The 25,170-nt window shown below is 34.5% G+C and carries 38 protein-coding genes; all 38 read right to left on the bottom strand.

Annotation, left to right across the window (positions count from 1 at the left end; all coding sequences use genetic code 11):
• Positions 1-130: 130 nt before the first annotated feature.
• A complete protein-coding gene (locus BIW12_RS03410; RefSeq protein WP_071183824.1) occupies positions 131-1,114 on the bottom strand; it encodes an SDR family oxidoreductase in 984 nt (327 codons plus the stop codon).
• Positions 1,115-1,134: 20 nt separating this feature from the next.
• Positions 1,135-3,588 carry a polysaccharide biosynthesis tyrosine autokinase gene (locus BIW12_RS03415; RefSeq protein WP_071183825.1) on the bottom strand — a complete coding sequence of 818 codons (2,454 nt, stop codon included), beginning with the start codon at positions 3,586-3,588 and terminating at the stop codon, positions 1,135-1,137.
• A gap of 15 nt (positions 3,589-3,603) precedes the next feature.
• Entirely contained in the window at positions 3,604-4,389 is a 786-nt protein-coding gene (locus BIW12_RS03420) for a polysaccharide biosynthesis/export family protein (protein ID WP_071183826.1), read from the bottom strand.
• Positions 4,390-4,458: 69 nt separating this feature from the next.
• Positions 4,459-5,079 (bottom strand): recombination mediator RecR, encoded by a 621-nt coding sequence (recR, locus tag BIW12_RS03425; RefSeq protein WP_071183827.1) that lies wholly within the window; start codon positions 5,077-5,079, stop codon positions 4,459-4,461.
• Positions 5,080-5,183: 104 nt separating this feature from the next.
• Entirely contained in the window at positions 5,184-5,549 is a 366-nt protein-coding gene (locus tag BIW12_RS03430) for a CoA-binding protein (RefSeq protein WP_071183828.1), read from the bottom strand.
• A 284-nt stretch (positions 5,550-5,833) separates the two neighbouring features.
• Positions 5,834-6,769, bottom strand: coding sequence for a citrulline utilization hydrolase CtlX (gene ctlX, locus BIW12_RS03435; RefSeq protein ID WP_071183829.1), 936 nt, complete (start codon positions 6,767-6,769; stop codon positions 5,834-5,836).
• Positions 6,770-6,856: 87 nt separating this feature from the next.
• The gene (locus tag BIW12_RS03440) at positions 6,857-8,134 is read right to left on the bottom strand and encodes a citrate synthase (protein ID WP_071183830.1); all 1,278 of its coding nucleotides are present in this window, start codon (positions 8,132-8,134) and stop codon (positions 6,857-6,859) included.
• 156 nt (positions 8,135-8,290) lie between these two features.
• Positions 8,291-9,583 (bottom strand): phosphopyruvate hydratase, encoded by a 1,293-nt coding sequence (gene eno / locus BIW12_RS03445; RefSeq protein WP_071183831.1) that lies wholly within the window; start codon positions 9,581-9,583, stop codon positions 8,291-8,293.
• 219 nt (positions 9,584-9,802) lie between these two features.
• On the bottom strand, positions 9,803-10,903 hold the full coding sequence (carA, locus tag BIW12_RS03450) for a glutamine-hydrolyzing carbamoyl-phosphate synthase small subunit (RefSeq protein WP_071183832.1): 1,101 nt from the start codon (positions 10,901-10,903) through the stop codon (positions 9,803-9,805).
• A 192-nt stretch (positions 10,904-11,095) separates the two neighbouring features.
• The gene (rplQ, locus tag BIW12_RS03455; protein ID WP_071183833.1) at positions 11,096-11,590 is read right to left on the bottom strand and encodes a 50S ribosomal protein L17; all 495 of its coding nucleotides are present in this window, start codon (positions 11,588-11,590) and stop codon (positions 11,096-11,098) included.
• Between the two features lie 63 nt (positions 11,591-11,653).
• Positions 11,654-12,646, bottom strand: a complete 993-nt coding sequence (locus BIW12_RS03460) for a DNA-directed RNA polymerase subunit alpha (RefSeq protein ID WP_071183834.1) — start codon at positions 12,644-12,646, stop codon at positions 11,654-11,656.
• Positions 12,647-12,667: 21 nt separating this feature from the next.
• The gene (gene rpsD, locus BIW12_RS03465) at positions 12,668-13,273 is read right to left on the bottom strand and encodes a 30S ribosomal protein S4 (RefSeq protein ID WP_035659213.1); all 606 of its coding nucleotides are present in this window, start codon (positions 13,271-13,273) and stop codon (positions 12,668-12,670) included.
• 88 nt (positions 13,274-13,361) lie between these two features.
• Positions 13,362-13,745: a 30S ribosomal protein S11 gene (gene rpsK / locus BIW12_RS03470; protein WP_026714629.1), complete on the bottom strand. Its 384-nt coding sequence runs from the start codon at positions 13,743-13,745 to the stop codon at positions 13,362-13,364.
• Between the two features lie 8 nt (positions 13,746-13,753).
• Entirely contained in the window at positions 13,754-14,128 is a 375-nt protein-coding gene (rpsM, locus tag BIW12_RS03475) for a 30S ribosomal protein S13 (protein WP_035659214.1), read from the bottom strand.
• Between the two features lie 2 nt (positions 14,129-14,130).
• Positions 14,131-14,247, bottom strand: coding sequence for a type B 50S ribosomal protein L36 (ykgO, locus tag BIW12_RS16130; RefSeq protein WP_002987490.1), 117 nt, complete (start codon positions 14,245-14,247; stop codon positions 14,131-14,133).
• Positions 14,248-14,258: 11 nt separating this feature from the next.
• Positions 14,259-14,474 (bottom strand): translation initiation factor IF-1, encoded by a 216-nt coding sequence (gene infA, locus BIW12_RS03480; protein WP_026714631.1) that lies wholly within the window; start codon positions 14,472-14,474, stop codon positions 14,259-14,261.
• A 4-nt stretch (positions 14,475-14,478) separates the two neighbouring features.
• Positions 14,479-15,825, bottom strand: a complete 1,347-nt coding sequence (secY, locus tag BIW12_RS03485) for a preprotein translocase subunit SecY (protein WP_071183835.1) — start codon at positions 15,823-15,825, stop codon at positions 14,479-14,481.
• 13 nt (positions 15,826-15,838) lie between these two features.
• A complete protein-coding gene (gene rplO, locus BIW12_RS03490) occupies positions 15,839-16,291 on the bottom strand; it encodes a 50S ribosomal protein L15 (RefSeq protein WP_071183836.1) in 453 nt (150 codons plus the stop codon).
• 11 nt (positions 16,292-16,302) lie between these two features.
• On the bottom strand, positions 16,303-16,485 hold the full coding sequence (rpmD, locus tag BIW12_RS03495) for a 50S ribosomal protein L30 (RefSeq protein WP_071183837.1): 183 nt from the start codon (positions 16,483-16,485) through the stop codon (positions 16,303-16,305).
• An 11-nt stretch (positions 16,486-16,496) separates the two neighbouring features.
• Positions 16,497-17,021, bottom strand: coding sequence for a 30S ribosomal protein S5 (rpsE, locus tag BIW12_RS03500; protein WP_085949269.1), 525 nt, complete (start codon positions 17,019-17,021; stop codon positions 16,497-16,499).
• 3 nt (positions 17,022-17,024) lie between these two features.
• A complete protein-coding gene (gene rplR, locus BIW12_RS03505; RefSeq protein WP_071183838.1) occupies positions 17,025-17,375 on the bottom strand; it encodes a 50S ribosomal protein L18 in 351 nt (116 codons plus the stop codon).
• A gap of 14 nt (positions 17,376-17,389) precedes the next feature.
• Positions 17,390-17,932: a 50S ribosomal protein L6 gene (gene rplF / locus BIW12_RS03510; RefSeq protein ID WP_071183839.1), complete on the bottom strand. Its 543-nt coding sequence runs from the start codon at positions 17,930-17,932 to the stop codon at positions 17,390-17,392.
• Between the two features lie 18 nt (positions 17,933-17,950).
• Positions 17,951-18,349: a 30S ribosomal protein S8 gene (rpsH, locus tag BIW12_RS03515; RefSeq protein ID WP_035659221.1), complete on the bottom strand. Its 399-nt coding sequence runs from the start codon at positions 18,347-18,349 to the stop codon at positions 17,951-17,953.
• Positions 18,350-18,421: 72 nt separating this feature from the next.
• A complete protein-coding gene (gene rpsN / locus BIW12_RS03520; RefSeq protein WP_071183840.1) occupies positions 18,422-18,691 on the bottom strand; it encodes a 30S ribosomal protein S14 in 270 nt (89 codons plus the stop codon).
• Between the two features lie 3 nt (positions 18,692-18,694).
• Positions 18,695-19,246 (bottom strand): 50S ribosomal protein L5, encoded by a 552-nt coding sequence (rplE, locus tag BIW12_RS03525; RefSeq protein ID WP_071183841.1) that lies wholly within the window; start codon positions 19,244-19,246, stop codon positions 18,695-18,697.
• A 2-nt stretch (positions 19,247-19,248) separates the two neighbouring features.
• Positions 19,249-19,563 (bottom strand): 50S ribosomal protein L24, encoded by a 315-nt coding sequence (rplX, locus tag BIW12_RS03530; RefSeq protein ID WP_066329357.1) that lies wholly within the window; start codon positions 19,561-19,563, stop codon positions 19,249-19,251.
• Positions 19,564-19,574: 11 nt separating this feature from the next.
• Entirely contained in the window at positions 19,575-19,943 is a 369-nt protein-coding gene (rplN, locus tag BIW12_RS03535; RefSeq protein ID WP_026714640.1) for a 50S ribosomal protein L14, read from the bottom strand.
• Positions 19,944-19,945: 2 nt separating this feature from the next.
• Entirely contained in the window at positions 19,946-20,203 is a 258-nt protein-coding gene (gene rpsQ / locus BIW12_RS03540) for a 30S ribosomal protein S17 (RefSeq protein WP_024981515.1), read from the bottom strand.
• A 16-nt stretch (positions 20,204-20,219) separates the two neighbouring features.
• Positions 20,220-20,411: a 50S ribosomal protein L29 gene (gene rpmC / locus BIW12_RS03545; RefSeq protein ID WP_035659227.1), complete on the bottom strand. Its 192-nt coding sequence runs from the start codon at positions 20,409-20,411 to the stop codon at positions 20,220-20,222.
• An 11-nt stretch (positions 20,412-20,422) separates the two neighbouring features.
• Positions 20,423-20,848, bottom strand: coding sequence for a 50S ribosomal protein L16 (gene rplP, locus BIW12_RS03550; protein ID WP_008464295.1), 426 nt, complete (start codon positions 20,846-20,848; stop codon positions 20,423-20,425).
• An 18-nt stretch (positions 20,849-20,866) separates the two neighbouring features.
• Entirely contained in the window at positions 20,867-21,616 is a 750-nt protein-coding gene (gene rpsC, locus BIW12_RS03555) for a 30S ribosomal protein S3 (RefSeq protein ID WP_071183842.1), read from the bottom strand.
• Positions 21,617-21,622: 6 nt separating this feature from the next.
• The gene (gene rplV, locus BIW12_RS03560; RefSeq protein WP_071183843.1) at positions 21,623-22,033 is read right to left on the bottom strand and encodes a 50S ribosomal protein L22; all 411 of its coding nucleotides are present in this window, start codon (positions 22,031-22,033) and stop codon (positions 21,623-21,625) included.
• A 6-nt stretch (positions 22,034-22,039) separates the two neighbouring features.
• Positions 22,040-22,318, bottom strand: a complete 279-nt coding sequence (gene rpsS / locus BIW12_RS03565) for a 30S ribosomal protein S19 (RefSeq protein WP_024981511.1) — start codon at positions 22,316-22,318, stop codon at positions 22,040-22,042.
• Between the two features lie 7 nt (positions 22,319-22,325).
• Positions 22,326-23,150 (bottom strand): 50S ribosomal protein L2, encoded by an 825-nt coding sequence (rplB, locus tag BIW12_RS03570; protein ID WP_035659232.1) that lies wholly within the window; start codon positions 23,148-23,150, stop codon positions 22,326-22,328.
• A gap of 9 nt (positions 23,151-23,159) precedes the next feature.
• The gene (rplW, locus tag BIW12_RS03575) at positions 23,160-23,450 is read right to left on the bottom strand and encodes a 50S ribosomal protein L23 (RefSeq protein ID WP_071183844.1); all 291 of its coding nucleotides are present in this window, start codon (positions 23,448-23,450) and stop codon (positions 23,160-23,162) included.
• A 6-nt stretch (positions 23,451-23,456) separates the two neighbouring features.
• Positions 23,457-24,086 carry a 50S ribosomal protein L4 gene (gene rplD, locus BIW12_RS03580; RefSeq protein WP_071183845.1) on the bottom strand — a complete coding sequence of 210 codons (630 nt, stop codon included), beginning with the start codon at positions 24,084-24,086 and terminating at the stop codon, positions 23,457-23,459.
• Positions 24,086-24,703, bottom strand: coding sequence for a 50S ribosomal protein L3 (gene rplC / locus BIW12_RS03585; RefSeq protein ID WP_071183846.1), 618 nt, complete (start codon positions 24,701-24,703; stop codon positions 24,086-24,088). Before rplC ends, rplD begins: the two co-directional genes overlap by 1 nt.
• A gap of 153 nt (positions 24,704-24,856) precedes the next feature.
• Positions 24,857-25,162, bottom strand: coding sequence for a 30S ribosomal protein S10 (gene rpsJ, locus BIW12_RS03590; RefSeq protein WP_007803605.1), 306 nt, complete (start codon positions 25,160-25,162; stop codon positions 24,857-24,859).
• Between the last annotated feature and the right edge of the window lie 8 nt (positions 25,163-25,170).

Below are 25,170 nucleotides of genomic sequence, written 5' to 3' on the forward strand. Positions count from 1 at the left end.
TATTTTATTTTCTATTATGTATCGAGTCATGAAATCTAAGCGCAACAGTAACTTCTAACTTCTAACCTCTAACTTCTAACTTCTAACTTCTAACTTCCAACTTCTAACTTCCAACTTCTGACTTCTAACTTCATTTCAAATTATTCCAATACCAATCTACCGCAATCCTAAGTCCTTCCTGCAAAGAATACTCCGGATTGTACCCTAACAAATCTTTTGCCTTATCAATACTCGCTAATGAATGCGGAATATCTCCGGCTCTATTGGGTCCGTAAACAACTGTTACATCTGCAATTTTAGCATCGTAAACACTCAAATATTGTTTTAAATAGCCAACCAAATCATTCAGCGTATTTCTGTCTCCATAAGCGGTGTTGTAAACCGTATTGACCGCTTCAATTTTATCTGTCGAAATTGCCAATTCATTCATTTGAATTACATTATCAATATAAGTAAAATCACGTGAGTAATTCCCATCACCATTGATAGTAATGCTTTCGTGATTCATTAATTGCATTACAAATTTTGGAATTACTGCCGCATAAGCGCCATTAGGATCTTGTTTTCTTCCAAAAACATTAAAATAACGCAAACCTACTGTTTCTATTCCATACGTCTTACTGAAAATTTCAGCATACAACTCGTTTACATATTTAGTAATCGCATAAGGCGAAAGTGGTTTACCGATAACATCTTCTACTTTTGGCAATCCTACTGAATCTCCATAAGTTGAAGAACTGGCGGCATACACAAAGCGTTTTACTTTGCCCTCTGTAGCTGCCTGTAACATATTCAAAAAACCCGAAACATTAACATCATTAGTCGTAATCGGATCATTGATAGAACGCGGAACCGAACCCAAAGCCGCCTGATGCAACACATAATCAACACCCTGAACCGCTTTTTTACAATCTTCGAAATTTCGAATATCACCTTCGATTAAAAGAAAATCAGGATTATCAATACAGGCTTTCAAATTATGACGGTGACCTGTGGCAAAATTATCGAGACAAATCACCTTATTGCCTTTGGACAAAAAATATTCACACAGATTAGAACCTATAAATCCTGCTCCTCCGGTAATTAAAATGGTATATTTTGTTATTTCTCTCACTGACGTATTTGAATTTCTTATTAGACTTTTCTAATTTTCTTCATTATTTTTTTCAAAACATTCTTTGGTTTTTCCTCTTCATGATAACCGTTAGAATAATCTCCGTAACCATAGCCATAGCCGTACCCATAAGCAGATCCATACTTGGCTTTATTTTCAAATCCATTCAAAATAATACTCACATTATTCATTTCTCCACGTTTAACCCTGTTATTCAATAACGGAATCATTTCTTTCTTAGTAATATTTTGCCTTACTATATACAAAGTAACATCAGCATATTGCCCTAACTCCAAAGAATCCGAAACCAAACCAACAGGAGGAGTATCTAAAATAATGTAATCGTAATTCTTTTTTAACTCCTCAATCAACTCTGCCATAGCTTCACCAATAATCAACTCCGAAGGATTAGGCGGAACCGGCCCTGAAAGAATCACATCCAGATAAGGAATTGAGGTTGTATTGACTATTTGGTCTAAACTTTTTTGTTTAATCAAATAATTAACCACACCGACATCATTGGTCAAATTAAATTCCTGAGACAATTTTGGTTTCCTCAAATCCAAACCAACAATTACTGTCTTCTTTTCGCTTAAAGCAAAAACCGTAGCGATATTAATCGAACAAAATGTCTTTCCTTCACCACTTACCGAAGAAGTTATCATAAGGGTTTTAGCTCCTTCAACATGCTGCCTTTTATACAAAAACTGTAAAGACGAGCGAATGGCTCTAAAAGATTCAGATAAAGCCGATTTAGGCTTATCAAAAACCGCCAATTCCCCATTTTCCTTATACACACCTACAACTCCTATTAACGGAATTTGAGTTTGCTTGCTTACATCTTCTGCGTTTTGGACCGAATTATTGATAAAAAAGAGTACAAAAATAAAAAGCAACGGAATTAAGATTCCCAGAAAAAGTGCCGATACATAATTTACAGAAGAATTAGGTCCTATCAAGCCTCCGCCCACATCTTTGGCCGGATCGATAAAATGAATATCGGATAAATTGGCTGCTTTTACAATATCGGCTTCGCTTCTTTTTTGAAGAAAAGTGCTGTAAATATTATCACTTAAATCGTATTTCCGCTTTATTTTAACCAATTCCTGCTGATCATCAGGTAACTTTTTAATATTCCCTTCAGCCTGATTAATTTTACTGTTTATCAAACCTAAGTCAAATTGCAATGATGATTTTGCGCTAGCGATATTTTCTAACAAAACACTTTTAACAGCCTCCATTTGATTGTCAAAATCCCGGAATATCTTATCACTTTTTACAGCATAAGCCATTTCTGAACGTTGGGTAGAAAGAGCAATCAGCTTGGAAATATTAGCTACAATATTAGGATCTTCAATTCCGGCAACGGATGGCGCAGGAAGTCTGGAATAATCAACACTGTTTTTTAAATAGGCTTTAAGCGAATTATAATAACTTATTTTTCGAACAATAGCATCTTTTTCCACATCATATTGAAGAATTTTATCCGAAAACTTAGCTCCTCCATCTTCAATGTTTAAAACATCTTTTCCTTTCTTAAAAGACTTCAGCTCTTCTCCGGCTGTCTTTAATTGCGATTCCATAGCCACAAGAGTACTATCAATAAAAGCAATGGTATTGGTTGCAAATCGATTCTTCTTGTCCAATTGCCTTTTAATCAACATATTCACCGTTGCATTGAGATACTCTACCATTCGGGCCTTATTAGTCCCAGTTAATTTTAAACTAAGTATCGAAGCTCCTTTTTCGTCAGCACTAACGTTGATTCCTCTGTAACGGGAAACGGTACCGTCAAAGTTATTGAATCGTACAAAATACTCTTTACCCTTATAAAAACCGGGATTGTCTTTTATTTGTAATTTCCAGTGTAAAAACGGCAACGAAACCTGTTCGCCTACTTTGTATTTCTTAACAAAATCACCTACAGCTACAGCAGTATTACTGTACGAATTATCAGAATAAGTAATTAATGAAGCCGAATTACCTTCAAAAATAATTTTTATTTGATATTCCGATTCGCTTAAAAATTGAATAGCAATCAAAGCTCCTGAAAGCTGCCCTTTGTTTTTATCAATAGTTAGATAAAACGGAACAGCACCATAAGCATCGACCATATTGTACTTTTCCTGTACCAGATAATCAATGTAAAACTGCAATTGATCAACAACTAATTCGTTATGAGAGCGGGATTGTAAGGTGGTTAAAATGGTCTGCATCTGATCGGAAACTCCTCCCCAATTGAATGTCAAACTCGTATTAGAAGTAAACAACGGATTATTCTCTTCTTTTACCGAAATCAAAGTTCCCATTTCGTAAATTTTCTCTTTACGAATATTCACCTGATAAGCAATAGTAAATGTAATGATTAAACTAATTAAAAACCATTTCCAATAACTCAGTATTTTTATTAGCAAACCTTTAAAGTCAAAACTAACTTGGTTTTCAAAAATGGAAAAATCTTTTATATCTAACATTTATTAAAATGTGTTTTATCTTAATAATAAAAAAACAGTTGTACCTAATGATATCAATGTAAAGATTGTACCTAAAGATTCTATACCTGTTTTCCCTGTACCCCAGGTTTTTTGTCTTAGCGGTTTTACATAAATATAATCATTGGGTTGCAAATAATAATAAGGTGAATTTACCACATTTATATCTGTCAAATCAATGTCGTGCATTTCATTTCCTGTTGGGGTTTTCCGGATAATGGTAACCGCTTTTCTATTTCCTAAAAGTGTAATATCGCCAGCGTTAGCAATGGCTTCCATGATATTTACATTTTCCTGAAACAAAGTTTTAGTCCCTGTACTTCCTATTTCGCCATTAATAGTATAACGAAAACCGGCCAATTTTACTATCACAAAAATATTGGCTTCTTTCTTAAAATATTCGGCTAATAATTGTTTTTCTATACGTTGTCTTACTTCATCAAGAGTGTAACCTATTACATTTAACTCTCCTAAAATAGGCATTCTGATATTCCCGTGATCATCTACCGTAAAACCACTAAAATACAAAGCTGCTTCTGATTTTCCTGATTCTCCACTACTTGTAGTACTAAAAATCTCGACTAATTTAGGATCATTCGCTTTAATACTAATACTCAAAACATCATTAGATTGCAAACGATAAGGCTTAGACACCACTGCCGAAATCGATGTTTCAGCATTGGTTTCGTTTTTATTTTGCAAATAAACCAAATCCCTTGTTGAAATACAGGAGGAAAACAACACACTAATACTTAGCAATAAACCAAATAGATACTTACCCATTTTATTATTTTAGATAACAAATATAGCTTTTCATTTATTATATTGAAAGCCTCGTTTGTATTAAACCGATTAATTATTTTTTATAGCTTTTTCAAACGGTAAACGCTGTAAAATACTCCTTCCTAAGGTCACTTCATCAGCATATTCTAATTCATCTCCCACGGCAATTCCCCGCGCAATTGTTGAAATAATTATCCCTGAATCAGCTATTTGCTTGTAAATATAAAAATTGGTGGTATCTCCTTCCATCGTAGAACTCAGTGCAAAAATAACTTCACTCAATTTTCCTGATTTCACTTTTTCGACCAAACTCGCAATCTTTAACTGACTGGGTCCAACTCCGTCAATAGGCGAAATTTTTCCTCCCAAAACATGATAAACACCTTTAAACTGCCCTGTGTTTTCAATAGCCATTACATCACGAATATCTTCAACCACACATACCAATTGATGATTTCTGTTTGTATTACTGCATATTTCACAAATGGCTGTATCCGAAATATTATGACAGCTTTCGCAAAATTTAATCTCCTCACGCATAGCAACCAATGCCTGTGTTAAAAAACCGGTTTGCTCTTTAGGCTGTTTTAACAAATGCAAAACCAGTCGCAAAGCTGTTCGCTTACCGATTCCGGGCAATTGCGAAATTTCATTGACTGCTTTTTCCAATAATTTTGAAGAAAATTCCATAGTTGCAAATGTAACAATTTGTTTATTGAAATTATTGATTATTCTAAAATGAAAAAGCCATCTTCTTTAGGAAAACGGCTTATTTTTTTAAAAAATCGGAAAAATCAATATTGATTTGTTACCAACAAAGTCAGCGTACAAGCCACATCTACTTTTATATTATTTAATTCTAAAAGTTGGTACAACTCCGGATTCTCTGTTCCCGGATTAAAAATGACACGTTTAGGCTGTGCCTCTACTATATAATTATAATAATCACGCTGATTTTTGGCATTCAAATACAAAGAAATAGTATCAATATTTTTTAAAGGAATAGCTTTAGTCCTAATTTTAATTCCCGCCACTTCAGCTGTATTTTGACCAATCGCTAAGACCGAATGTCCTTTTTCAACAAGCAGCTCAATTGCTTTAAACACTGGTTTATGAGCTTTTGCAGAGGCTCCAAGAACCAAAGTTTTTTTATTTTTCATTTCGAATTATTTTTTACAAAAGTAGTAAAAATAGAACTACCAACGAGCTATTAAAACAGGACATACACACCAATTCCAAAAATAAAAAACGACCACGAATTCCACGAAAAAACACAAATTGGGATGTCATAATATTTCACGAATCTGCCAAAGGCAGATAAAAATGTGTGTGTGTGTGTGTGTGTTTAATCACTACTATTTGCGTTAATTAGTGTAATTCGGGGCAAAAATAGAACCCCTGGATTTACCCTGAATATTAAAACCAACCTAACTTATCAAACTCATTAATTCTTGGGAAGGAAAATCTCAGCTAGCATACATCGGGCGCTTCCTCCGCCACAGTTTTCGATAGTTTGCAAATCAGCACTCAAAATACTCCCATATTTCCCCAACTGATTCTTTTGTGCAGCGTTCAACGACTCAAGAGCTGTAGTACTCATTACAATATACCTTTTATCATTAGTACCCGAAAGTTCTAACACATTTCCGGCAAATTGCTCCACTTGTTGCTCACTTATTAGAACAATCTCTTTCCCACTGGCTCTTAGATTATCCAAAACCATTTTGCGCTCTTTTTTATCATCAATCATATCGGCGCAAATTATTGCAAAATGTTCTCCAACACTCATCATCACATTAGTATGATAAACTAATTGTTGTTTTCCGCCAACCATATGATAGGCTTCAAAAATAACCGGAGCATAATCAAAATCTTCGCAGAATTCAATAAAAAGTTCTTCATTGGCCCTTGGAGACAAAGCACAATAAGCAATCGAATTAACTCTATCCAAAACCACACTACCTGTTCCTTCCAAAAAAACACCCTCTTCTTCCGCCGAAGTAAAATCAACTACATTTTCAATCACAAAACCTTTTTCTTCCAAAATATCCAAAATATCTTCCCGACGTTCAGTTCTGCGGTTCTCGGCAAACATTGGATACAAAACCACATCACCATTATCGTGAAACGAAATCCAATTATTTGGAAAAATACTATCCGGAGTATCCGTTTCAGGAGTATCATCTACTACAATAACATCAACCCCCACACCTTGGAGCTGACTTACCAAAGCATCAAATTCCTGTTGTGCTTTAGCATTTATTGCTGCCGGCAACATTCCGCTTAATTCTTTTTGAAAATAATTATTGGCTGTCGTTTGCTCATTCATTCGAAAAGCTACCGGACGAATCATCAAAACTGAATTTGTTACTTGTTTCATTTAATTCAAAATATTATTTATTGCTTACACCAAAGATAAAAAAAAGCTCCACTTTTCAGTGAAGCTTTTACTTTGATGTATTCTATATTATACCGGTTTTTTAAATTCTCTTAATGGAGATCCAGTGTAAATTTGTCTTGGTCTTCCAATTGGCTCTTTGTTTTCACGCATTTCTTTCCATTGTGCAATCCAACCTGGCAATCTTCCGATAGCAAACATTACTGTAAACATATCAGTAGGAATTCCTAAAGCTCTGTAGATGATTCCTGAATAGAAATCTACGTTTGGATATAAATTTCTAGCTTTGAAGTATTCGTCTTCTAAAGCTGCTGCTTCTAATTTTTTAGCGATTTCTAAAATTGGATCATCAACTCCTAAAGTTCCTAAAACTTCATTAGCTGCTTTTTTGATAATTTTAGCACGAGGATCAAAGTTTTTGTAAACTCTGTGTCCGAATCCCATTAAACGGAATGGATCGTTTTTATCTTTTGCTTTAGCCAAATACTTTTCAGTATCTCCACCATTTTGGTGAATTTCTTCTAACATTTCCAATACCGCTTGGTTTGCACCACCGTGTAATGGTCCCCACAAAGCAGAAACTCCTGCAGAGATAGAAGCAAATAAACCTGCGTGAGAAGAACCTACCATTCTTACTGTAGAAGTAGAACAGTTTTGTTCGTGATCAGCATGTAAAATAAATAATTTATCAAGAGCTTCAGTTACAACAGGACTTAATTTATAAGGCTCAGTTGGCAACTCAAACATTAATCTCATGAAGTTTTCTACATATCCTTTAGTATTATCATAATAATTCAAAGGATACCCCATACTTTTTCTGTAAGTCCATGTTGCAATAACTAAAAATTTACCCATAGTTTTACAAACTGCCTGGTACAATTCTTTTTCGTTCTCAACATTAACTGATTTTGGATTGAAAGCAGTTAAAGCACTAGTTAAAGCCGCTAAAACTCCCATTGGGTGAGCTGTTTTAGGGAAACCATCGATAATACCTTTCATCTCCTCATTTACTAAGGTATGTTTTCTAATATCTGTTTCAAATTGTTCTAATTGAGCAGCTGTTGGCAATTCACCAAAAATTAAAAGATAAGAAACTTCTAAAAAGTTAGCCTGATCTGCTAAATCTTCAATAGCATATCCTCTGTAACGCAAAATTCCCAGTTCTCCATCTAAGAAAGTAATTCCACTAGTACAAGAACCTGAATTTTTATAACCCGGATCAATAGTGATTGCTCCTGTTAAATCTCTTAACTTGTTAATATTGATTGCTTCTTCGTTCTCGCTTCCTTTAATAACAGGAAACTCATACTTCTTACCATCAATTTCTAATATAGCTGTTTTTGACATAATAATTTGAAATAATTCTTTACACTTAATAATTTACCAAATCTAAGGATAATAACATTAATTAAAAAGGGAAAAAAGCAGTGATATTGTTAAATTTAAAAAAATAAAGCCATTCATTTAATATGAATGGCTTTAAAAAATAACAAACTGTTATTCTTATTTTATTTTGAATGCTTTTAATCCAGGAAAATAAGCAGTATTTCCTAATTCTTCTTCAATTCTTAACAATTGGTTGTATTTAGCCATACGATCAGAACGTGAAGCCGAACCTGTTTTAATTTGACCACAGTTTAAAGCTACTGCTAAGTCAGCAATTGTATTATCTTCAGTTTCTCCTGAACGGTGAGACATTACTGAAGTATAACCTGCATTTTTAGCCATGTTAACTGCTGCAATAGTTTCAGTTAAAGTACCAATTTGGTTTACTTTGATAAGGATTGAGTTAGCAATTCCTTTTTCAATACCAGTTGACAAACGTTGAACATTAGTTACAAACAAATCGTCACCTACTAATTGAACTTTATCACCAATTTTTTCAGTTAATAATTTCCAACCTTCCCAGTCATTTTCGTCCATACCGTCTTCGATAGAGATAATTGGGTATTTAGTTGTTAATTCAGCTAAGTATTCAGCTTGCTCAGCAGAAGTTCTTACTTTACCAGTTTCTCCTTCAAATTTAGTGTAGTCGTATTTACCGTCTACATAAAACTCAGCAGAAGCACAGTCTAAAGCAATCATAATTTCGTCACCAAAAGAATAACCCGCTTTTTCAACAGCCAATTTGATAGTATCCAAAGCATCTTCAGTTCCACCAGCTAAGTTTGGAGCAAAACCTCCTTCATCACCTACAGCCGTAGAAAGACCTCTATCGTGTAATACTTTTTTCAAGTTATGAAAAATCTCAGTACCCATTTGCATAGAATGAGTAAAAGAAGTTGCTTTTACCGGGAAAATCATGAATTCCTGGAAAGCGATTGGAGCATCAGAGTGAGAACCACCGTTGATGATGTTCATCATTGGAACAGGTAATGTATTAGCAGAAACCCCACCTACATATCTGTACAATGGCAATCCTAATTCAGCAGCAGCAGCTTTAGCTACAGCCAAAGAAACTCCTAAAATAGCATTAGCTCCTAATTTAGATTTGTTTGGAGTACCATCTAAATCAATCATCATTTGATCGATTAAGTTTTGTTCGAAAACAGAAGTTCCAACAAGTTCTTCAGCAATAACAGTATTAACATTGTTCACTGCATTTAAAACTCCCTTTCCTAAAAAAGCTTTTCCTCCATCACGTAATTCTACAGCCTCGTGCTCACCAGTTGAAGCTCCAGAAGGTACAGCAGCTCTACCTAAAACACCATTTTCTGTAATTACATCTACCTCTACAGTAGGATTACCTCTTGAATCAAGAATTTGTCTTGCATGAATTTTGATAATAATACTCATATTACTTAGTTTTTAAATTTTCGGTTACAAATATATTCTAAGTTTTTCAAACAAAGCACTATTTTTTTCATTCGTTATCAACGAAAACGTTATAAAAACATTTTTTAAACATAATTTAAAATAAAGTTTACAATTTATAAGCAACACAAAGACTTAGGACAAAAAAAATAGGCCAAACAAAAAATGTTTAGCCTACCAATATACTTGAATATCAAAAAATTATTTTTTCAAATTTTCAACAAATTGATCAAATAAATAAGAAGAATCATGTGGGCCTGGACTAGCTTCCGGGTGGTATTGAACAGAAAAACAATTTTTATTTTTCATTCTCATACCAGCTACAGTTCCGTCATTTAAGTGAAGATGTGTAATTTCCATCTCAGCATTAGCCTCTAACTCTTCTCTATTTACTGCAAAACCGTGATTTTGAGAAGTAATCTCACCTTTGCCAGTAATCAAATTACTAACCGGATGATTGATTCCACGGTGACCGTTGAACATTTTATAAGTAGAAATTCCATTAGCCAAACCTATAACCTGATGTCCTAAACAAATTCCGAATAACGGCTTATTGTTAGCCAAAATTTCTTTAGCAACAGCTATAGCACCATCTAAAGGCTCCGGATCTCCAGGACCGTTTGAAAGAAAGAAACCATCAGGATTGAAAGAAGCTAAATCTGTATAAGATGCATCATAAGGAAAAACCTTAATGTAGCAATCTCTCTTAGCCAGATTACGAAGAATATTAGTTTTAATACCTAAATCCAAAGCCGAAACTTTATATTTAGCATTTTCATCTCCATAAAAATAAGGCTCTTTTGTGGAAACCTTAGAAGCTAATTCCAAACCTTTCATATCCGGAACCTTAGCTAAAGATGCTTTTAATTCTTCAATTGGAGTACCATCTGTACAAATTACAGCATTCATAGCTCCGTTTTCTCTAATATAACTTACTAAAGCACGAGTATCTACATCAGAGATACAGATTAGATTGTGTTTTGCAAAATAATCTTCTAAACTTCCTGAAGCATCTACTCTGGAATAGTTAAAACTGAAATTTTTACAAACCAAACCAGCAATTTTAATTCCGTTTGATTCTACTTCATTTTCATTAACGCCATAATTTCCAATGTGCGTGTTAGTGGCCACCATGATTTGTCCAAAATAAGATGGATCAGTGAAAATTTCCTGATAACCAGTCATTCCTGTGTTAAAACAAACTTCACCAAAAGTGGTTCCGCTGATTCCGATAGATTTTCCGTGGAATATAGTTCCGTCACTTAATAATAGAACGGCGCTTTTTCGTGTTGTGTATTTCATTTGTTTTTAAATATGGTGCAAATTTAATTCATTAAAGCAGTGAAAGCAACAATTTTAAAAAATTATTTCAAAATTGAAATTAGAACTTATAATTAACTGCCAAGGTAACTTTTGGATAACAAAAAATCAAAAAAAAAGGATAAACTAAATAAATAGTTTATCCTTGATTTTATTGAATGATTATCTTCATAATTATTCAGCAGCTTCAGCAGTAGTATCAGTTTCTGCAGCAGGAGCTTCAGTAGCTGGAGCTTCTTCTGTTTTCTTAGCTTTACCACCACGACGGCTTTTTGCTTTTTTAACTTCTTTTTTACCTCCGTTGTAAAGTTCGTTAAAATCTACTAATTCGATCATTGCCATATCAGCATTATCTCCTAAACGATTTCCAACTTTAATGATACGAGTGTACCCACCTGGACGGTCACCAACTTTAGCAGCTACGTCTCTGAATAAATCAGTTACCGCATATTTGCTACGTAAGTTAGCAAAAACAATACGACGATTGTGAGTCGTATCATTTTTAGATTTTGTTATAAGCGGCTCAACAAATTGTTTAAGTGCTTTTGCTTTAGCAACAGTAGTATTAATACGTTTGTGCTCGATAAGAGAACAAGCCATATTAGCTAACATAGATTTTCTATGCGCAGTCTGTCTGCTTAAGTGATTGAATTTTTTTCCGTGTCTCATGACATTTTTTTTTAAACCTTCATCTTGCTACAATCCTCTTTGGAGAGCAAAATACGAAGTTATTTATTCTTTATCTAGTTTGTATTTCGCTAAATCCATTCCGAAAGTCAAATTCTTAACTGCTACAAGTTCATCTAGCTCAGTTAAAGATTTTTTACCGAAATTACGGAATTTCATTAGGTCATTTTTATTGAACGATACTAAATCACCAAGTGTATCAACTTCAGCCGCTTTCAAACAATTTAAGGCTCTCACAGACAAATCCATATCAACAAGCTTAGTTTTAAGCAATTGTCTCATATGTAATGATTCCTCATCATAAGATTCTGTTTGTGCAATTTCATCAGCCTCAAGTGTAATTCTTTCGTCAGAGAACAACATGAAATGGTGAATTAGAACTTTAGCCGCTTCAGTAAGTGCATCTTTTGGATTAATAGAACCATCAGTTTTAATTTCAAAAACTAATTTTTCATAATCTGTTTTTTGCTCAACACGGAAGTTTTCAATAGCGTATTTTACATTTTTTACCGGAGTAAAAATTGAATCTGTAAAAATAGTTCCAATTGCAGCATTCTGTTTTTTGTTCTCTTCAGCAGGAACATATCCTCTACCTTTTTCGATTGTTAAATCAAGGTTTAATTTGATTTTAGAATCTAAATTACAGATAACAAGTTCTGGGTTCAAAACTTGGAAACCTGAAATAAACTTTTGAAAATCACCAGCTGTTAGCTGATCTTTACCTGAAACAGAAATAGAAACTGATTCATTATCAATATCTTCAATTTGACGTTTGAAACGTACTTGTTTTAGATTAAGGATAATTTCGGTAACATCTTCAACAACTCCTGAAATAGTAGAAAACTCATGATCTACACCTTCTATGCGAACAGATGTAATTGCATACCCTTCCAATGCTGAAAGCAAAACTCTTCTAAGTGCATTACCAACAGTCAATCCATATCCTGGTTCCAAAGGTCTAAATTCGAATTTACCTTCAAAATCGGTTGAATCGATCATGATAACTTTATCGGGCTTTTGAAAATTAAATATTGCCATAAATTTCGACTAAGTCAATTATTATTTGTTGTACAACTCTACGATTAATTGTTCTTTAATGTTTTCTGGAATTTGAAGTCTAGCAGGTACAGCTACGAAAGTACCTTCTTTAACGTCATTGTTCCAAGTAATCCATTCATAAACTTGACTTGAATTAGATAAAGAACGTTCGATAGCCTCTAAAGATTTAGATTTTTCACGAACTGCAACTTTGTCACCAGGTTTAAGGTGGTAAGAAGGAATGTTTACAACTTCACCGTTAACAGTGATATGTCTGTGAGAAACTAATTGTCTAGCACCTCTTCTAGAAGGAGCAACGCCCATTCTGAATACTACGTTATCCAATCTTGCCTCACATAATTGCAAAAGAACCTCACCAGTAACACCTTTAGTAGCTGATGCTTTTTTGAATAAACCTCTGAATTGTTTTTCTAAAATCCCATAAGAATATTTAGCTTTTTGCTTCTCCATTAACTGGATAGCGTACTCAGATTTTTTACCTCTTTTTTTAGCCATCCCGTGTTGTCCAGGAGGGTAATTTCTTTTTTCGAAAGATTTATCATCTCCGAAGATTGCTTCGCCAAATTTACGAGCAATTCTAGTTTTAGGACCAGTATATCTTGCCATTTCAATGAATTAATTAAGGTAGAGATTATGAATTCAGGTCATATCCTTCGATAATCGTGATTCTACCTAGTTATACTTAAATTTAATATTAAACTCTACGTCTCTTTGGAGGACGACAACCGTTGTGTGGCATTGGAGTAACGTCAATAATTTCAGTTACTTCGATTCCACCGTTATGTATAGAACGGATAGCAGACTCACGTCCGTTTCCTGGTCCTTTTACATAAACCTTAACTTTTTTCAATCCAGCTTCAAGAGCTACTTTACTACAATCTTCTGCGGCCATTTGAGCTGCGTATGGAGTGTTCTTTTTAGAACCTCTGAAACCCATTTTACCAGCTGAAGACCAAGAAATAACTTCACCTTTTTTGTTAGTCAAAGAAATGATGATGTTATTGAAGGTAGCAGAAATATGAGCTTCTCCCGTTGATTCAACGATAACTTTACGTTTTTTTGTAGTTGCTTTAGCCATATTACTTATTATTTAGTTGCTTTTTTCTTGTTAGCAACAGTTTTTCTTTTACCTTTTCTAGTTCTAGAGTTGTTTTTAGTTCTTTGTCCTCTTAATGGAAGACCAGTTCTGTGACGGATTCCTCTGTAACATCCAATATCCATTAAACGTTTGATGTTTAAAGATACTTCTGAACGTAACTCCCCTTCAATTTTGAATGCTCCAACAGCCTCACGAATTGCTCCGATCTCGTCATCATTCCAATCTTGAACTTTTTTATCTTGGCTAACTTGAGCTTTCTCTAAAATCTCAATAGCTCTACTTTTTCCTAATCCGAAGATGTAGGTAAGTGCAATAACACCTCTCTTGTTTTTTGGGATATCTACCCCTGCTATTCTTGCCATAATTATCCTTGTCTTTGTTTAAATCTAGGATTCTTTTTGTTTATTACGTATAATCTTCCTTTTCTACGTACGATAATGCACTCGGCACTTCTCTTTTTTACTGATGCTCTTACTTTCATTGTGAATATCTTTAATATCTATAAGTAATTCTTGCTTTAGACAAATCGTAAGGACTCATTTCCAGTTTCACTTTATCACCAGGTAATAATTTGATATAATGCATACGCATTTTCCCCGAAATATGAGCAATCACAACATGTCCATTCTCTAATTCTACACGGAACATCGCATTTGATAATGCTTCAATGATTGATCCGTCTTGTTCTATTGCTGATTGTTTTGCCATAAAATTAAGCTACTGCTTTTCTATTTTTTCCGCTTTTCATTAAACCATCATAATGTTTATTCAACAAGTATGAGTTGATTTGTTGAATTGTGTCAATTGCAACACCTACCATAATAATTAATGAGGTACCTCCAAAAAACATTGCCCAAGATTGCTGAACATCCATAAGACTTACAACAATGGCTGGGAACACAGCTATTAGAGCAAGAAATAAAGAACCTGGAAAAGTTATCAAAGACATCACTTTGTCAAGAAAATCAGAAGTTTCAGCTCCTGGTCTAACACCAGGAATAAAACCACCACTTCTTTTAAGATCATCTGACATTTTATTAGTAGGAACCGTAATTGCAGTATAAAAGAATGTAAATACAACGATTAAAGTTGCAAAAACAAAATTATACCAAAAACCGAACATATTACTGAAAGCACCTACAATAGATTGTGAAGTATCGGATTTTGACAATCCTGCTACAGCAGCAGGAATAAACATAATTGCTTGCGCAAAAATGATAGGCATAACCCCAGCAGCATTAAGCTTCAAAGGAATCCATTGTCTGTTTCCACCTAACATATCTTGTTCAAAATCACCAGAAGCAGTACGACGTGCGTACTGAACTGGTATTTTTCGAATAGCCATAGTTAACAACACACATGCAATGATAACTAAAAGCCAAATAATTATTTCAATCACTAACAACATTGGTCCACCGTTGTTATTAGTAACTCTAGTTGTAAATTCCTGAATAAATGCTTGAGGGAATCTTGCTAAAATACCCACCATAATTAATAGTGAAATACCGTTACCAATTCCTTTATCAGTTATCTTTTCCCCTAACCACATGGCAAAAATAGTACCTGTAACTAAGATAATTACTGAAGAAAATAAGAATTCAAAAGAATTAAAACCTAATAAAAATGCACTTCCTGGTAGCGTTCTGTAAAGATTGTAGATATACGTAGGTCCCTGAACTAAAGTAATAACGATAGTCAACCAACGTGTAATTTGATTAATCTTTTTTCTACCACTTTCTCCATCACTTTGTAATTTTTGCAAATAAGGAATAGCAATTCCCATAAGCTGTACAACGATAGATGCAGAAATATAAGGCATAATTCCTAAAGCAAAAACTGACGCTTTAGAAAAAGCTCCTCCAGTAAACATATCCAAGATAGATCCAAGACCGTTTTCGGTCTGACCAGCAAGGCTGTTTAATTGTGTAGCGTCAATTCCCGGAAGAGTAACGTGTGCTCCAAAACGATAAACTAAAAGCAGTCCTAAGGTCATTAGGATTCTGTTTTTTAGTTCCTCGATTTTCCAAACATTACTTAATGATTCAATAAATTTCTTCATACTAATTGAAAAATTATATTGTTACAGCCTCTCCACCAGCAGCTTCAATAGCAGCTTTTGCAGTAGCAGTAAATTTGTGAGCAGTTACTTTTAATTTAGCTTTCAATTCTCCTCTTCCTAAAATCTTTACAATTTCATTCTTAGTAGCCAAACGGTTTGCAACAAAAACTGTCATATCAACAGTATCTGTAATCACACCATTATCAACTAATAATTGAAGTGTATCTAGATTAACACCTTCGTATTCTTTACGATTGATGTTTGTAAAACCAAACTTAGGAACACGTCTTTGAAGTGGCATTTGACCTCCTTCAAAACCAATCTTTTTAGAATATCCAGAACGAGATTTTGCTCCTTTGTGTCCACGTGCAGCGGTACCACCTTTTCCAGAACCTTCTCCTCTACCAACTCTCTTATTTTGATTGTGTGTTGACCCTTCAGCTGGTTGTAAGTTACTTAAATTCATAACAGTATTTGTTATTTAGCTTCTTCAACAGAAACTAAGTGTTTAACTTTGTTTATCATCCCAAGGATTGCAGGGTTTGAATCATGCTCTACAACTTGATTCATTTTACGTAGACCTAAAGCCTCTAATCCTCTTTTTTGATCAAGTGGACAGTTGATTTTACTTCTAACTTGTTTTACTAATAATTTAGCCATAATTTCCTTGATTAACCTTTAAAAACTTTTTCTAAAGATACTCCTCTTTGTTTTGCAACGGTGTGAGCACTTCTCATTTGTAATAAAGCATCAAAAGTTGCTTTCACTACGTTGTGAGGATTTGATGATCCTTGAGATTTTGACAATACATCGTGAATACCTACTGATTCAAGAACCGAACGAACAGCTCCACCAGCAATAACTCCTGTACCATGAGAGGCAGGAATTAAGAACACACGTGCACCACCAAATTTTCCTTTTTGTTCGTGAGGAACTGATTGACCATTCAATGGAATTCTAACTAAATTTTTCTTAGCATCTTCTACTGCTTTCGCAATTGCTTCAGAAACGTCTTTAGATTTTCCTAATCCATGACCAACTACTCCGTTTTCATCACCTACAACTACAATAGCAGAAAAACCGAAAGCTCTACCACCTTTTGTAACTTTAGTAACACGATTAACACTTACCAGACGATCTTTAAGTTCAAGACCACTTGGTTTTACTAATTCTACATTTTTGTATTTAGACATAATATATTAGAATTTAAGTCCAGCCGCTCTTGCGCCTTCTGCTAATGATTTAATACGACCGTGGTATAAGTATCCTCCTCTATCGAATTTTACTGTTTCAACCCCAGCTTTTAACGCTTTTTCTGCAACAAGTTTTCCAACTGCAGCTGCAACTTCAACGTTAGTACCTTTTCCTATTTCTTTTTCTCTTGAAGAAGCAGACAACAATGTAACTCCGTTTACGTCATCAATTAATTGAGCATAAATTTCTTTGTTACTTCTAAATACAGATAATCTTGGGCTAGTAGCAGTACCACTAATCGTTTTTCTGATTCTGAATCTGATTCTCTGTCTTCTTTCAGGTTTTGTTAATGACATAATCTCTTATTTTTTTAAGCTGATTTACCTGCTTTTCTTCTTAATACTTCACCTACAAATTTAACACCTTTTCCTTTGTATGGTTCTGGCTTACGGAAACCTCTGATTTTCGCAGCTACAGCTCCTAAAAGTTGTTTATCTAATGATGTTAATTTTACAATTGGGTTCTTACCTTTTTCAGATATAGTTTCAACAGTTACTTCTGGAGCAACTTCTAAAACAATATTATGAGAAAATCCAAGTGCCAAATCTAATTTTTGTCCTTGATTAGAAGCTCTGTAACCTACCCCTACCAATTCTAATGATTTAGTAAAACCTTCAGTTACACCAACAACCATATTGCTGATTAAAGATCTATATAAACCGTGTTTTGCTCTTTGATCTTTATGATCAGATGATCTTTCTACTAAAACTTGATCACCTTCAACTGTTACAGTTACGTCCGAGAACTCCTGTGTTAGTTGACCATTTTTTCCTTTTACTGTAATAATACCGTCTTTAACTTCTACAGTTACTCCAGCAGGGATTACAATTGGGCTTTTACCTATTCTTGACATCTTATTTAGTCTTTAAAATTAGTATACGTAACAAATTACTTCACCACCTACATTTAATTGCTTAGCTTGTTTTCCTGTCATCAAACCTTTTGATGTAGAAACAATAGCAATTCCTAATCCGTTAAGGATTCTTGGTAATTTGGCTGCACCTGCATACTTACGTAAACCTGGTTTACTAATTCTTTGGATATCTTTAATTACTGGCTCTTTAGTATCTTTATCATACTTCAAAGCAATTTTAATTGAACCTTGAACGGTGTTCTGTTCAAATTTGTAACTCAAGATATAACCTTGATCAAATAAGATCTTAGTTATTTCTTTTTTTAGATTAGATGCCGGAATCTCAACAACTTTGTGGTTTGCAGCCACAGCGTTTCTAACTCGCGTTAAATAATCTGCAATAGGATCTGTGTTCATATTTATTAATTTGCGGCTATGGTTTTCTTTGAGTCTCTCTCATTGAACCTTTAACCAATTAAAATTCGTTTTTTACCAGCTGGCTTTTTTAACTCCTGGTATCAATCCACTGTTAGCCATTTCACGGAAAGTTACACGTGAAATACCGAATTGACGCATGTACCCTCTTGGTCTTCCAGTTAATTTACAACGATTGTGTAAACGTACTGGCGAAGCATTTTTAGGTAATTTTTGCAAACCTACGAAATCTCCAGCCTCTATCAAAGCTTTTCTTTTCTCAGCATACTTTTCTACCGTTTTTTGTCTCTTAACCTCACGGGCTTTCATTGATTCTTTTGCCATGTCTTAGTTCTTTTTAAAAGGTAAACCTAATTGAGTCAATAATGATTTTGCTTCTTTGTCTGTTTGAGCAGTAGTAACGAAAGTAATATCCATTCCTGAAATTTTGTTTACTTTGTCAATATCAATTTCAGGGAAAATGATTTGCTCTAAAACTCCAAGGTTGTAATTACCTCTACCATCAAATCCAGTAGCTTTGATACCACTAAAATCTCTTACACGAGGTAAAGCTGAAGTAATAAGTCTATCTAAAAACTCATACATTCTTTCTCCACGCAAAGTAACTTTTGCTCCAATAGGCATTCCTTTTCTCAATTTAAAAGACGCAACGTCTTTCTTTGAAATTGTAGAAACTGCTTTTTGTCCAGTGATCTTAGTTAACTCATCAACTGCATAGTCAATTAGTTTTTTATCAGATACAGCTGCACCAACTCCACGGCTCAAAACGATTTTTTCAAGTTTAGGAACTTGCATTACGTTTGTGTATCCGAATTCTTCTTTAAGAGCAGAGATTACTCTACTCTTATATTCCTCTTTTAATCTAGGTATATACGCCATTACTATAGTACTTGATTAGATTTTTTTGAAAATCTTACTTTCTTATCCCCCTCTACTCTTACACCTACTCTAGTTGTTTCCTTAGTTTTAGGATCAATTAGAGAGATATTAGAAATTTGAATAGGAGCTTCTTTCTTTACGATACCACCTTGAGGGTTTTTTGCACTTGGCTTCGTGTGTTTTGAAACCAAGTTTACACCTTCAACAATCGCTTTGTTTTTCTCACGGTCAACACGTAAAACTTTACCTTCAGCACCTTTGTGATCTCCAGCAATTACTCTTACAATGTCACCTGATTTTATTTTTAGCTTTATCATCTTATAACGAATTAAAGCACTTCTGGTGCTAATGATACAATTTTCATGAATTGTTTTTCACGAAGTTCTCTTGCTACCGGACCAAATACACGAGTTCCTCTCATTTCTCCTGCAGCGTTCAAAAGAACACATGCATTGTCATCGAAACGGATATAAGAACCATCAGCTCTTCTCACTTCTTTTTTGGTACGTACAACAACTGCAGTTGAAACAGCTCCTTTTTTCACGTTTCCGTTAGGAGTTGAATCTTTTATAGATACTACAATCTTGTCACCAACAGAGGCATACCTTCTTTTAGTACCTCCTAAAACACGGATAGTTAAAACTTCTTTAGCTCCTGTGTTATCTGCTACTTTTAGTCTTGATTCTTGTTGTACCATAATTATTTAGCTCTTTCTAGGATTTCAACCAATCTCCAACATTTTGACTTACTTAAAGGACGCGTTTCGCTAATTCTTACAGTATCTCCAATGTTACAGTCGTTTGTTTCGTCATGTGCAACAAATTTCTTTGTTTTCAATACGAACTTACCATATAATGGGTGTTTTACTTTAGTAACTTGTGCAACAACAATAGATTTATCCATTTTGTTTGAAGTTACAACACCAATTCTTTCTTTTCTTAAATTTCTTTTTTCCATCTTTCGCAGATTACAATTATTGCAATTCTCTTTTAGTAAGCTCTGTAGCCAATCTAGCAACTGTTCTTCTTAAACTTCTAATTTGAAGCGGATTCTCAATTGGAGATATTGCGTGAGCTAATTTTAGGTCAGCATAAGTTTTCTTAGCCTGGCTAAGATTTTCTTGCAACTGTGCTGCAGAAAGACCTTTTATTTCTGATTGTTTCATAATAATATAGATTATGCTTCGAAATCTCTAGCAACAACGAATTTAGTTTTTACTGGAAGTTTTTGAGCTGCAAGACGTAAAGCCTCTTTTGCAACTGACAATGGAACTCCTCCTACTTCAAACATAATTCTTCCGGGTTTAACAACAGCTGCCCAATATTCAACGGCACCTTTACCTTTACCCATACGTACCTCAAGAGGTTTCTTAGTAATTGGTTTGTCTGGAAATATTTTAATCCATAATTGTCCCTCTCTTTTCATGTAACGAGTTGCAGCAATACGTGCAGCTTCGATTTGACGAGAAGTTAAGAACATACCATCTTCATGAACAGATTTAATACCAAACATTCCGTTAGAAAGTTCATGCCCTCTCTGAGAGTTTCCTTTCATTCTACCTTTTTGTACCTTACGGTATTTTGTTCTTTTAGGCTGTAACATTTTTCTTTAATTTAAAAATTACTTTCTTTTACGAGCGTCTGGTTTTCCACCTTTCGAAAAGTTAGATTTTCCACGAGGAGCATCTCCACCTTTACCGCTAGCTTGTTTTTTGTCCATTCCAGCAAGCGGAGAAAGATCTCTCTTTCCGTAAACTTCACCTTTCATGATCCACACTTTGATACCCATTCTACCGTAAGTAGTATGCGCTTCAGCAAGTGCATAATCAATATCGGCTCTGAAAGTTGACAAAGGAATTCTTCCTTCTTTGAAACCTTCTGAACGCGCCATCTCAGCACCATTCAAACGACCAGAAATTAAAACTTTGATACCTTCAGCGTTCATACGCATAGAAGCAGCAATAGCCATTTTAATTGCACGTCTGTAAGAAATACGACTTTCGATTTGACGAGCGATGCTTGTTGCAACTAAATAAGCATCTAACTCAGGTCTTTTGATTTCAAAGATGTTAATTTGAACCTCTTTGTCAGTAATTTTCTTAAGTTCTTCTTTCAACTTGTCTACCTCTTGACCACCTTTTCCGATAATGATACCAGGTCTAGCAGTAGTGATAGTAACGGTTACAAGTTTCAAAGTTCTCTCGATGATTACTTTTGATACACTAGCTTTTGATAAACGAGCATGTACATACTTTCTGATTTTGTGATCTTCAGCTAATTTATCGCCGTAATCATTTCCACCATACCAGTTAGAGTCCCATCCTCTGATGATACCAAGTCTATTTCCAATTGGATTTGTCTTTTGTCCCATCTTGTATTAATTTGCTTGTGTGTTATTAATAGCTCCTAACACGATTGTTACGTGATTTGAACGTTTTCTAATTCTGTGTGCACGACCTTGTGGAGCTGGACGAAGTCTTTTTAACATCATTCCACCATCTACTCTGATCTCTTTAACAAATAATCCAGCTTCTTCTAAATTACCTTCACTATTTTTTTGCTCCCAGTTATTGATTGCAGATAATAATAGTTTTTCTAATTTTCTTGAAGCTTCTTTAGAACTGAATCTTAAGATGTTAAGTGCTCTTTCTACCTTCTGACCTCTTACCAAGTCCGCTACTAAGCGCATTTTTCTAGGTGAAGTAGGGCAGTTATTCAATTTCGCGAAAGCAATAGACTTATTAGCCTCTTTTCTCGCATCTGCTGTTTCTCTTTTACGAACTCCCATTGCTTCTTATTTTTTACCTTTATTTTTTGCTCCAGCATGACCCCTAAAAGATCTAGTTGGTGAAAATTCTCCTAATTTGTGTCCTACCATGTTTTCTGTTACGTAAACCGGTACAAATTGACGACCGTTATGAACTGCTATAGTTTGTCCAACAAAGTCAGGAGTAATCATAGAAGCTCTAGACCAAGTCTTAACCACTCCTTTATTTCCACCTGCAATGTTCTCTTCAACTTTCTTTTCTAACTTATAATGAACGAAAGGTCCTTTTTTTAATGAACGTGCCATATCTTAATTATTTCTTTCTACGTTCTACGATATACTTACTACTCGGGTTTTTCGGAGAACGAGTTCTATAACCTTTAGCCGGTACTCCGTTTCTTGAACGTGGATGACCTCCAGAAGAACGACCTTCACCACCTCCCATAGGGTGATCAACAGGGTTCATCGCTACTGGTCTTGTTCTTGGTCTTCTACCTAACCATCTTGTTCTACCTGCTTTACCAGATACTACTAATTGGTGATCAGAATTAGAAACTGCTCCAATTGTAGCCGAACAAGTCAACAAGATTAATCTTGTTTCTCCAGATGGCATTTTAATTGTAGCATATTTTCCATCTCTTGCCATTAATTGAGCAAAAGTTCCTGCAGAACGAGCAATAACAGCTCCTTGACCAGGTCTCAATTCAATACAAGAAATTACAGTTCCTAGAGGAACTTTACTTAAAGGTAATGTATTCCCAATTTCTGGTTGAGCGTCAGCACCAGAAACTAATTTCTGACCAACTTTCAATCCATTTTGAGCAATAATATAAGTTTTCTCTCCATCAGCATACGCTAATAAAGCAATAAAAGCAGTTCTGTTTGGATCGTACTCAATTGATTTCACTGTAGCTGGAATTCCATCTTTAGTTCTTTTAAAATCAATGATACGATATCTCTGCTTGTGACCACCACCCGTATAACGCATGGTCATCTTTCCTTGACTATTTCTACCTCCAGAGTTTTTTATCGGCGCTATCAAAGAGCGTTCCGGCTTATCAGTTGTAATGGCGTCATAACCATTCACAACTCTAAATCGCTGACCTGCGGTAATAGGTTTTAATTTTCTTACTGACATTGTTATATCTTAGATATTGTTGTAAAAATCAATTGTTTCTCCTTCTTGTACTTGAACAATTGCTTTTTTGATTGCATTTGTCTTTCCACTGATTAAACCACTTTTAGTGTATTTAGTAGTTCTATCTGGTCTTACATTCATTGTATTAACACTAACAACAGTTACACCATAAGCAGCTTCAACAGCTTTCTTAATCTCAACTTTGTTTGCTTTTTTATTAACAACGAACCCAAAACGGTTTAAAACTTCACTTTCTTTGGTTACTTTTTCCGTTACTATAGGCTTAATTATGATACTCATCTCCTATTATTTACTTAAATTTTCTTCAATTACTTCCAAAGAACTCTCCAAAAGCACTAAATTATTAGCATTTAAAATATCGTAAGTACTTAATTCCGAACTACTTACAACGTTAGACGCTTTTAAATTACGTGACGACAAATATACATTTTTATTGGTATTACCCAATACAAATAGAGATTTTTTATTTTCTAACTCTAAAGCTTTCAAAACGTTAATGAAATTTTTAGTGTTTGGAGCTTCAAAATTAAAGTCTTCAAGAACAATAATATTTGACTCTTTTGCTTTTATCGAGAACGCCGATTTTCTTGCCAAACGCTTCAAGCTTTTATTCAATTTGAATGAATAACTTCTTGGTCTAGGCCCGAAAATAGTTCCTCCACCTTTAAAAACAGGTGATTTAGCAGATCCTGCACGAGCAGTACCTGTACCTTTTTGTTTTTTAATCTTACGCGTACTTCCCGCTACTTCAGCTCTTTCTTTAGCTTTATGCGTTCCTTGTCTTTGATTAGCAAGATATTGCTTAACATCAAGATATACAGCGTGATTATTTGGTTCAATTGCGAATACTGAATCAGAAAGTTGAACTTTTCTTCCAGTATCTTTTCCGTTGAAATCTAATACTTTTACTTCCATTACTTCTGAATGATTACATAAGAGTTGTTATGACCAGGAACACATCCTTTAATAACAAGTAGGTTCTTATCAGCCACTACTTTTAAAACTCTAAGGTTTTGAACTTTTACATTTTCTCCTCCCATTCTTCCAGCCATACGCATTCCTTTGAATACTCTAGATGGATAAGAAGAAGCCCCCACAGAACCTGGCGCTCTTAAACGGTTATGTTGACCATGAGTTGCTTGACCAACACCACCAAAACCGTGACGTTTTACAACCCCTTGAAAACCTTTACCTTTAGACACACCTTGTACATCTACAAATTCTCCTTCAGCAAAAATAGAAACATCAATAAGATCTCCTAATTTTTGTTCAGTTGCAAATTCTTTGAATTCAACGACTTTTTTCTTAGCAACAGTTCCTGCTTTTTTAAAGTGACCTAAAGCCGCTTTAGTGGAATGTTTCTCGTTTTTGTCATCGAAACCAAGTTGCAACGCTTCATACCCGTCAACCTCTTTGGTTCTGACTTGGGTAACAACACATGGACCTGCCTCAATAACAGTACAAGGAATATTCTTCCCGTTCTCATCAAAAAGACTAGTCATGCCGATTTTTCTACCAATTAACCCAGACATAAATATTAATTATTAATTATTAAATATAAAAACAGAACACAATCGTTTAAGTGAAGCCGTTTTTAAAGTGGTGCAAAAGTATAACTTATTTACACACAAACCAAAAAAACTTTTCACTTAAACGAAGTGCTCTAATTTACTCTTGAAAAAAACTTAAACTTTGATTTCTACTTCAACTCCACTAGGTAATTCTAATTTCATTAAAGCATCGATAGTTTTAGATGAAGATGAATAAATATCAATTAATCTCTTATATGACATTACTTCAAATTGCTCTCTAGCTTTTTTGTTTACGTGCGGAGAACGCAATACAGTAAACAATTTTTTGTGAGTTGGCAAAGGAATTGGCCCTGTTACAACTGCTCCGGTAGTCTTAACCGTTTTTACAATCTTTTCAGCAGACTTATCTACCAACATATGATCGTAAGATTTTAATTTTATTCTGATTTTTTGACTCATTTTCTTAA

The organism is Flavobacterium commune, assembly GCF_001857965.1.
GTDB classification, from domain to species: domain Bacteria; phylum Bacteroidota; class Bacteroidia; order Flavobacteriales; family Flavobacteriaceae; genus Flavobacterium; species Flavobacterium commune.

Excerpts from the sequence above, each read along its gene's own strand:
- BIW12_RS03415 (WP_071183825.1), bottom strand. The coding sequence starts at position 3,588 with ATGTTAGATATAAAAGATTTTTCCATTTTTGAAAACCAAGTTAGTTTT.
- BIW12_RS03420 (WP_071183826.1), bottom strand. The coding sequence starts at position 4,389 with ATGGGTAAGTATCTATTTGGTTTATTGCTAAGTATTAGTGTGTTGTTT.
- recR (WP_071183827.1), bottom strand. The coding sequence starts at position 5,079 with ATGGAATTTTCTTCAAAATTATTGGAAAAAGCAGTCAATGAAATTTCG.
- BIW12_RS03430 (WP_071183828.1), bottom strand. The coding sequence starts at position 5,549 with ATGAAAAATAAAAAAACTTTGGTTCTTGGAGCCTCTGCAAAAGCTCAT.
- ctlX (WP_071183829.1), bottom strand. The coding sequence starts at position 6,769 with ATGAAACAAGTAACAAATTCAGTTTTGATGATTCGTCCGGTAGCTTTT.
- BIW12_RS03440 (WP_071183830.1), bottom strand. The coding sequence starts at position 8,134 with ATGTCAAAAACAGCTATATTAGAAATTGATGGTAAGAAGTATGAGTTT.
- eno (WP_071183831.1), bottom strand. The coding sequence starts at position 9,583 with ATGAGTATTATTATCAAAATTCATGCAAGACAAATTCTTGATTCAAGA.
- carA (WP_071183832.1), bottom strand. The coding sequence starts at position 10,903 with ATGAAATACACAACACGAAAAAGCGCCGTTCTATTATTAAGTGACGGA.
- rplQ (WP_071183833.1), bottom strand. The coding sequence starts at position 11,590 with ATGAGACACGGAAAAAAATTCAATCACTTAAGCAGACAGACTGCGCAT.
- BIW12_RS03460 (WP_071183834.1), bottom strand. The coding sequence starts at position 12,646 with ATGGCAATATTTAATTTTCAAAAGCCCGATAAAGTTATCATGATCGAT.
- rpsD (WP_035659213.1), bottom strand. The coding sequence starts at position 13,273 with ATGGCAAGATATACTGGTCCTAAAACTAGAATTGCTCGTAAATTTGGC.
- rpsK (WP_026714629.1), bottom strand. The coding sequence starts at position 13,745 with ATGGCTAAAGCAACTACAAAAAAACGTAAAGTTATCGTTGAATCAACG.
- rpsM (WP_035659214.1), bottom strand. The coding sequence starts at position 14,128 with ATGGCAAGAATAGCAGGGGTAGATATCCCAAAAAACAAGAGAGGTGTT.
- ykgO (WP_002987490.1), bottom strand. The coding sequence starts at position 14,247 with ATGAAAGTAAGAGCATCAGTAAAAAAGAGAAGTGCCGAGTGCATTATC.
- infA (WP_026714631.1), bottom strand. The coding sequence starts at position 14,474 with ATGGCAAAACAATCAGCAATAGAACAAGACGGATCAATCATTGAAGCA.
- secY (WP_071183835.1), bottom strand. The coding sequence starts at position 15,825 with ATGAAGAAATTTATTGAATCATTAAGTAATGTTTGGAAAATCGAGGAA.
- rplO (WP_071183836.1), bottom strand. The coding sequence starts at position 16,291 with ATGAATTTAAGTAACTTACAACCAGCTGAAGGGTCAACACACAATCAA.
- rpmD (WP_071183837.1), bottom strand. The coding sequence starts at position 16,485 with ATGGCTAAATTATTAGTAAAACAAGTTAGAAGTAAAATCAACTGTCCA.
- rplR (WP_071183838.1), bottom strand. The coding sequence starts at position 17,375 with ATGTCATTAACAAAACCTGAAAGAAGACAGAGAATCAGATTCAGAATC.
- rplF (WP_071183839.1), bottom strand. The coding sequence starts at position 17,932 with ATGTCAAGAATAGGTAAAAGCCCAATTGTAATCCCTGCTGGAGTAACT.
- rpsH (WP_035659221.1), bottom strand. The coding sequence starts at position 18,349 with ATGAACACAGATCCTATTGCAGATTATTTAACGCGAGTTAGAAACGCT.
- rpsN (WP_071183840.1), bottom strand. The coding sequence starts at position 18,691 with ATGGCAAAAGAATCAATGAAAGCCCGTGAGGTTAAGAGACAAAAAACG.
- rplE (WP_071183841.1), bottom strand. The coding sequence starts at position 19,246 with ATGGCGTATATACCTAGATTAAAAGAGGAATATAAGAGTAGAGTAATC.
- rplX (WP_066329357.1), bottom strand. The coding sequence starts at position 19,563 with ATGATAAAGCTAAAAATAAAATCAGGTGACATTGTAAGAGTAATTGCT.
- rplN (WP_026714640.1), bottom strand. The coding sequence starts at position 19,943 with ATGGTACAACAAGAATCAAGACTAAAAGTAGCAGATAACACAGGAGCT.
- rpsQ (WP_024981515.1), bottom strand. The coding sequence starts at position 20,203 with ATGGAAAAAAGAAATTTAAGAAAAGAAAGAATTGGTGTTGTAACTTCA.
- rpmC (WP_035659227.1), bottom strand. The coding sequence starts at position 20,411 with ATGAAACAATCAGAAATAAAAGGTCTTTCTGCAGCACAGTTGCAAGAA.
- rplP (WP_008464295.1), bottom strand. The coding sequence starts at position 20,848 with ATGTTACAGCCTAAAAGAACAAAATACCGTAAGGTACAAAAAGGTAGA.
- rpsC (WP_071183842.1), bottom strand. The coding sequence starts at position 21,616 with ATGGGACAAAAGACAAATCCAATTGGAAATAGACTTGGTATCATCAGA.
- rplV (WP_071183843.1), bottom strand. The coding sequence starts at position 22,033 with ATGGGAGTTCGTAAAAGAGAAACAGCAGATGCGAGAAAAGAGGCTAAT.
- rpsS (WP_024981511.1), bottom strand. The coding sequence starts at position 22,318 with ATGGCACGTTCATTAAAAAAAGGACCTTTCGTTCATTATAAGTTAGAA.
- rplB (WP_035659232.1), bottom strand. The coding sequence starts at position 23,150 with ATGTCAGTAAGAAAATTAAAACCTATTACCGCAGGTCAGCGATTTAGA.
- rplW (WP_071183844.1), bottom strand. The coding sequence starts at position 23,450 with ATGAGTATCATAATTAAGCCTATAGTAACGGAAAAAGTAACCAAAGAA.
- rplD (WP_071183845.1), bottom strand. The coding sequence starts at position 24,086 with ATGGAAGTAAAAGTATTAGATTTCAACGGAAAAGATACTGGAAGAAAA.
- rplC (WP_071183846.1), bottom strand. The coding sequence starts at position 24,703 with ATGTCTGGGTTAATTGGTAGAAAAATCGGCATGACTAGTCTTTTTGAT.
- rpsJ (WP_007803605.1), bottom strand. The coding sequence starts at position 25,162 with ATGAGTCAAAAAATCAGAATAAAATTAAAATCTTACGATCATATGTTG.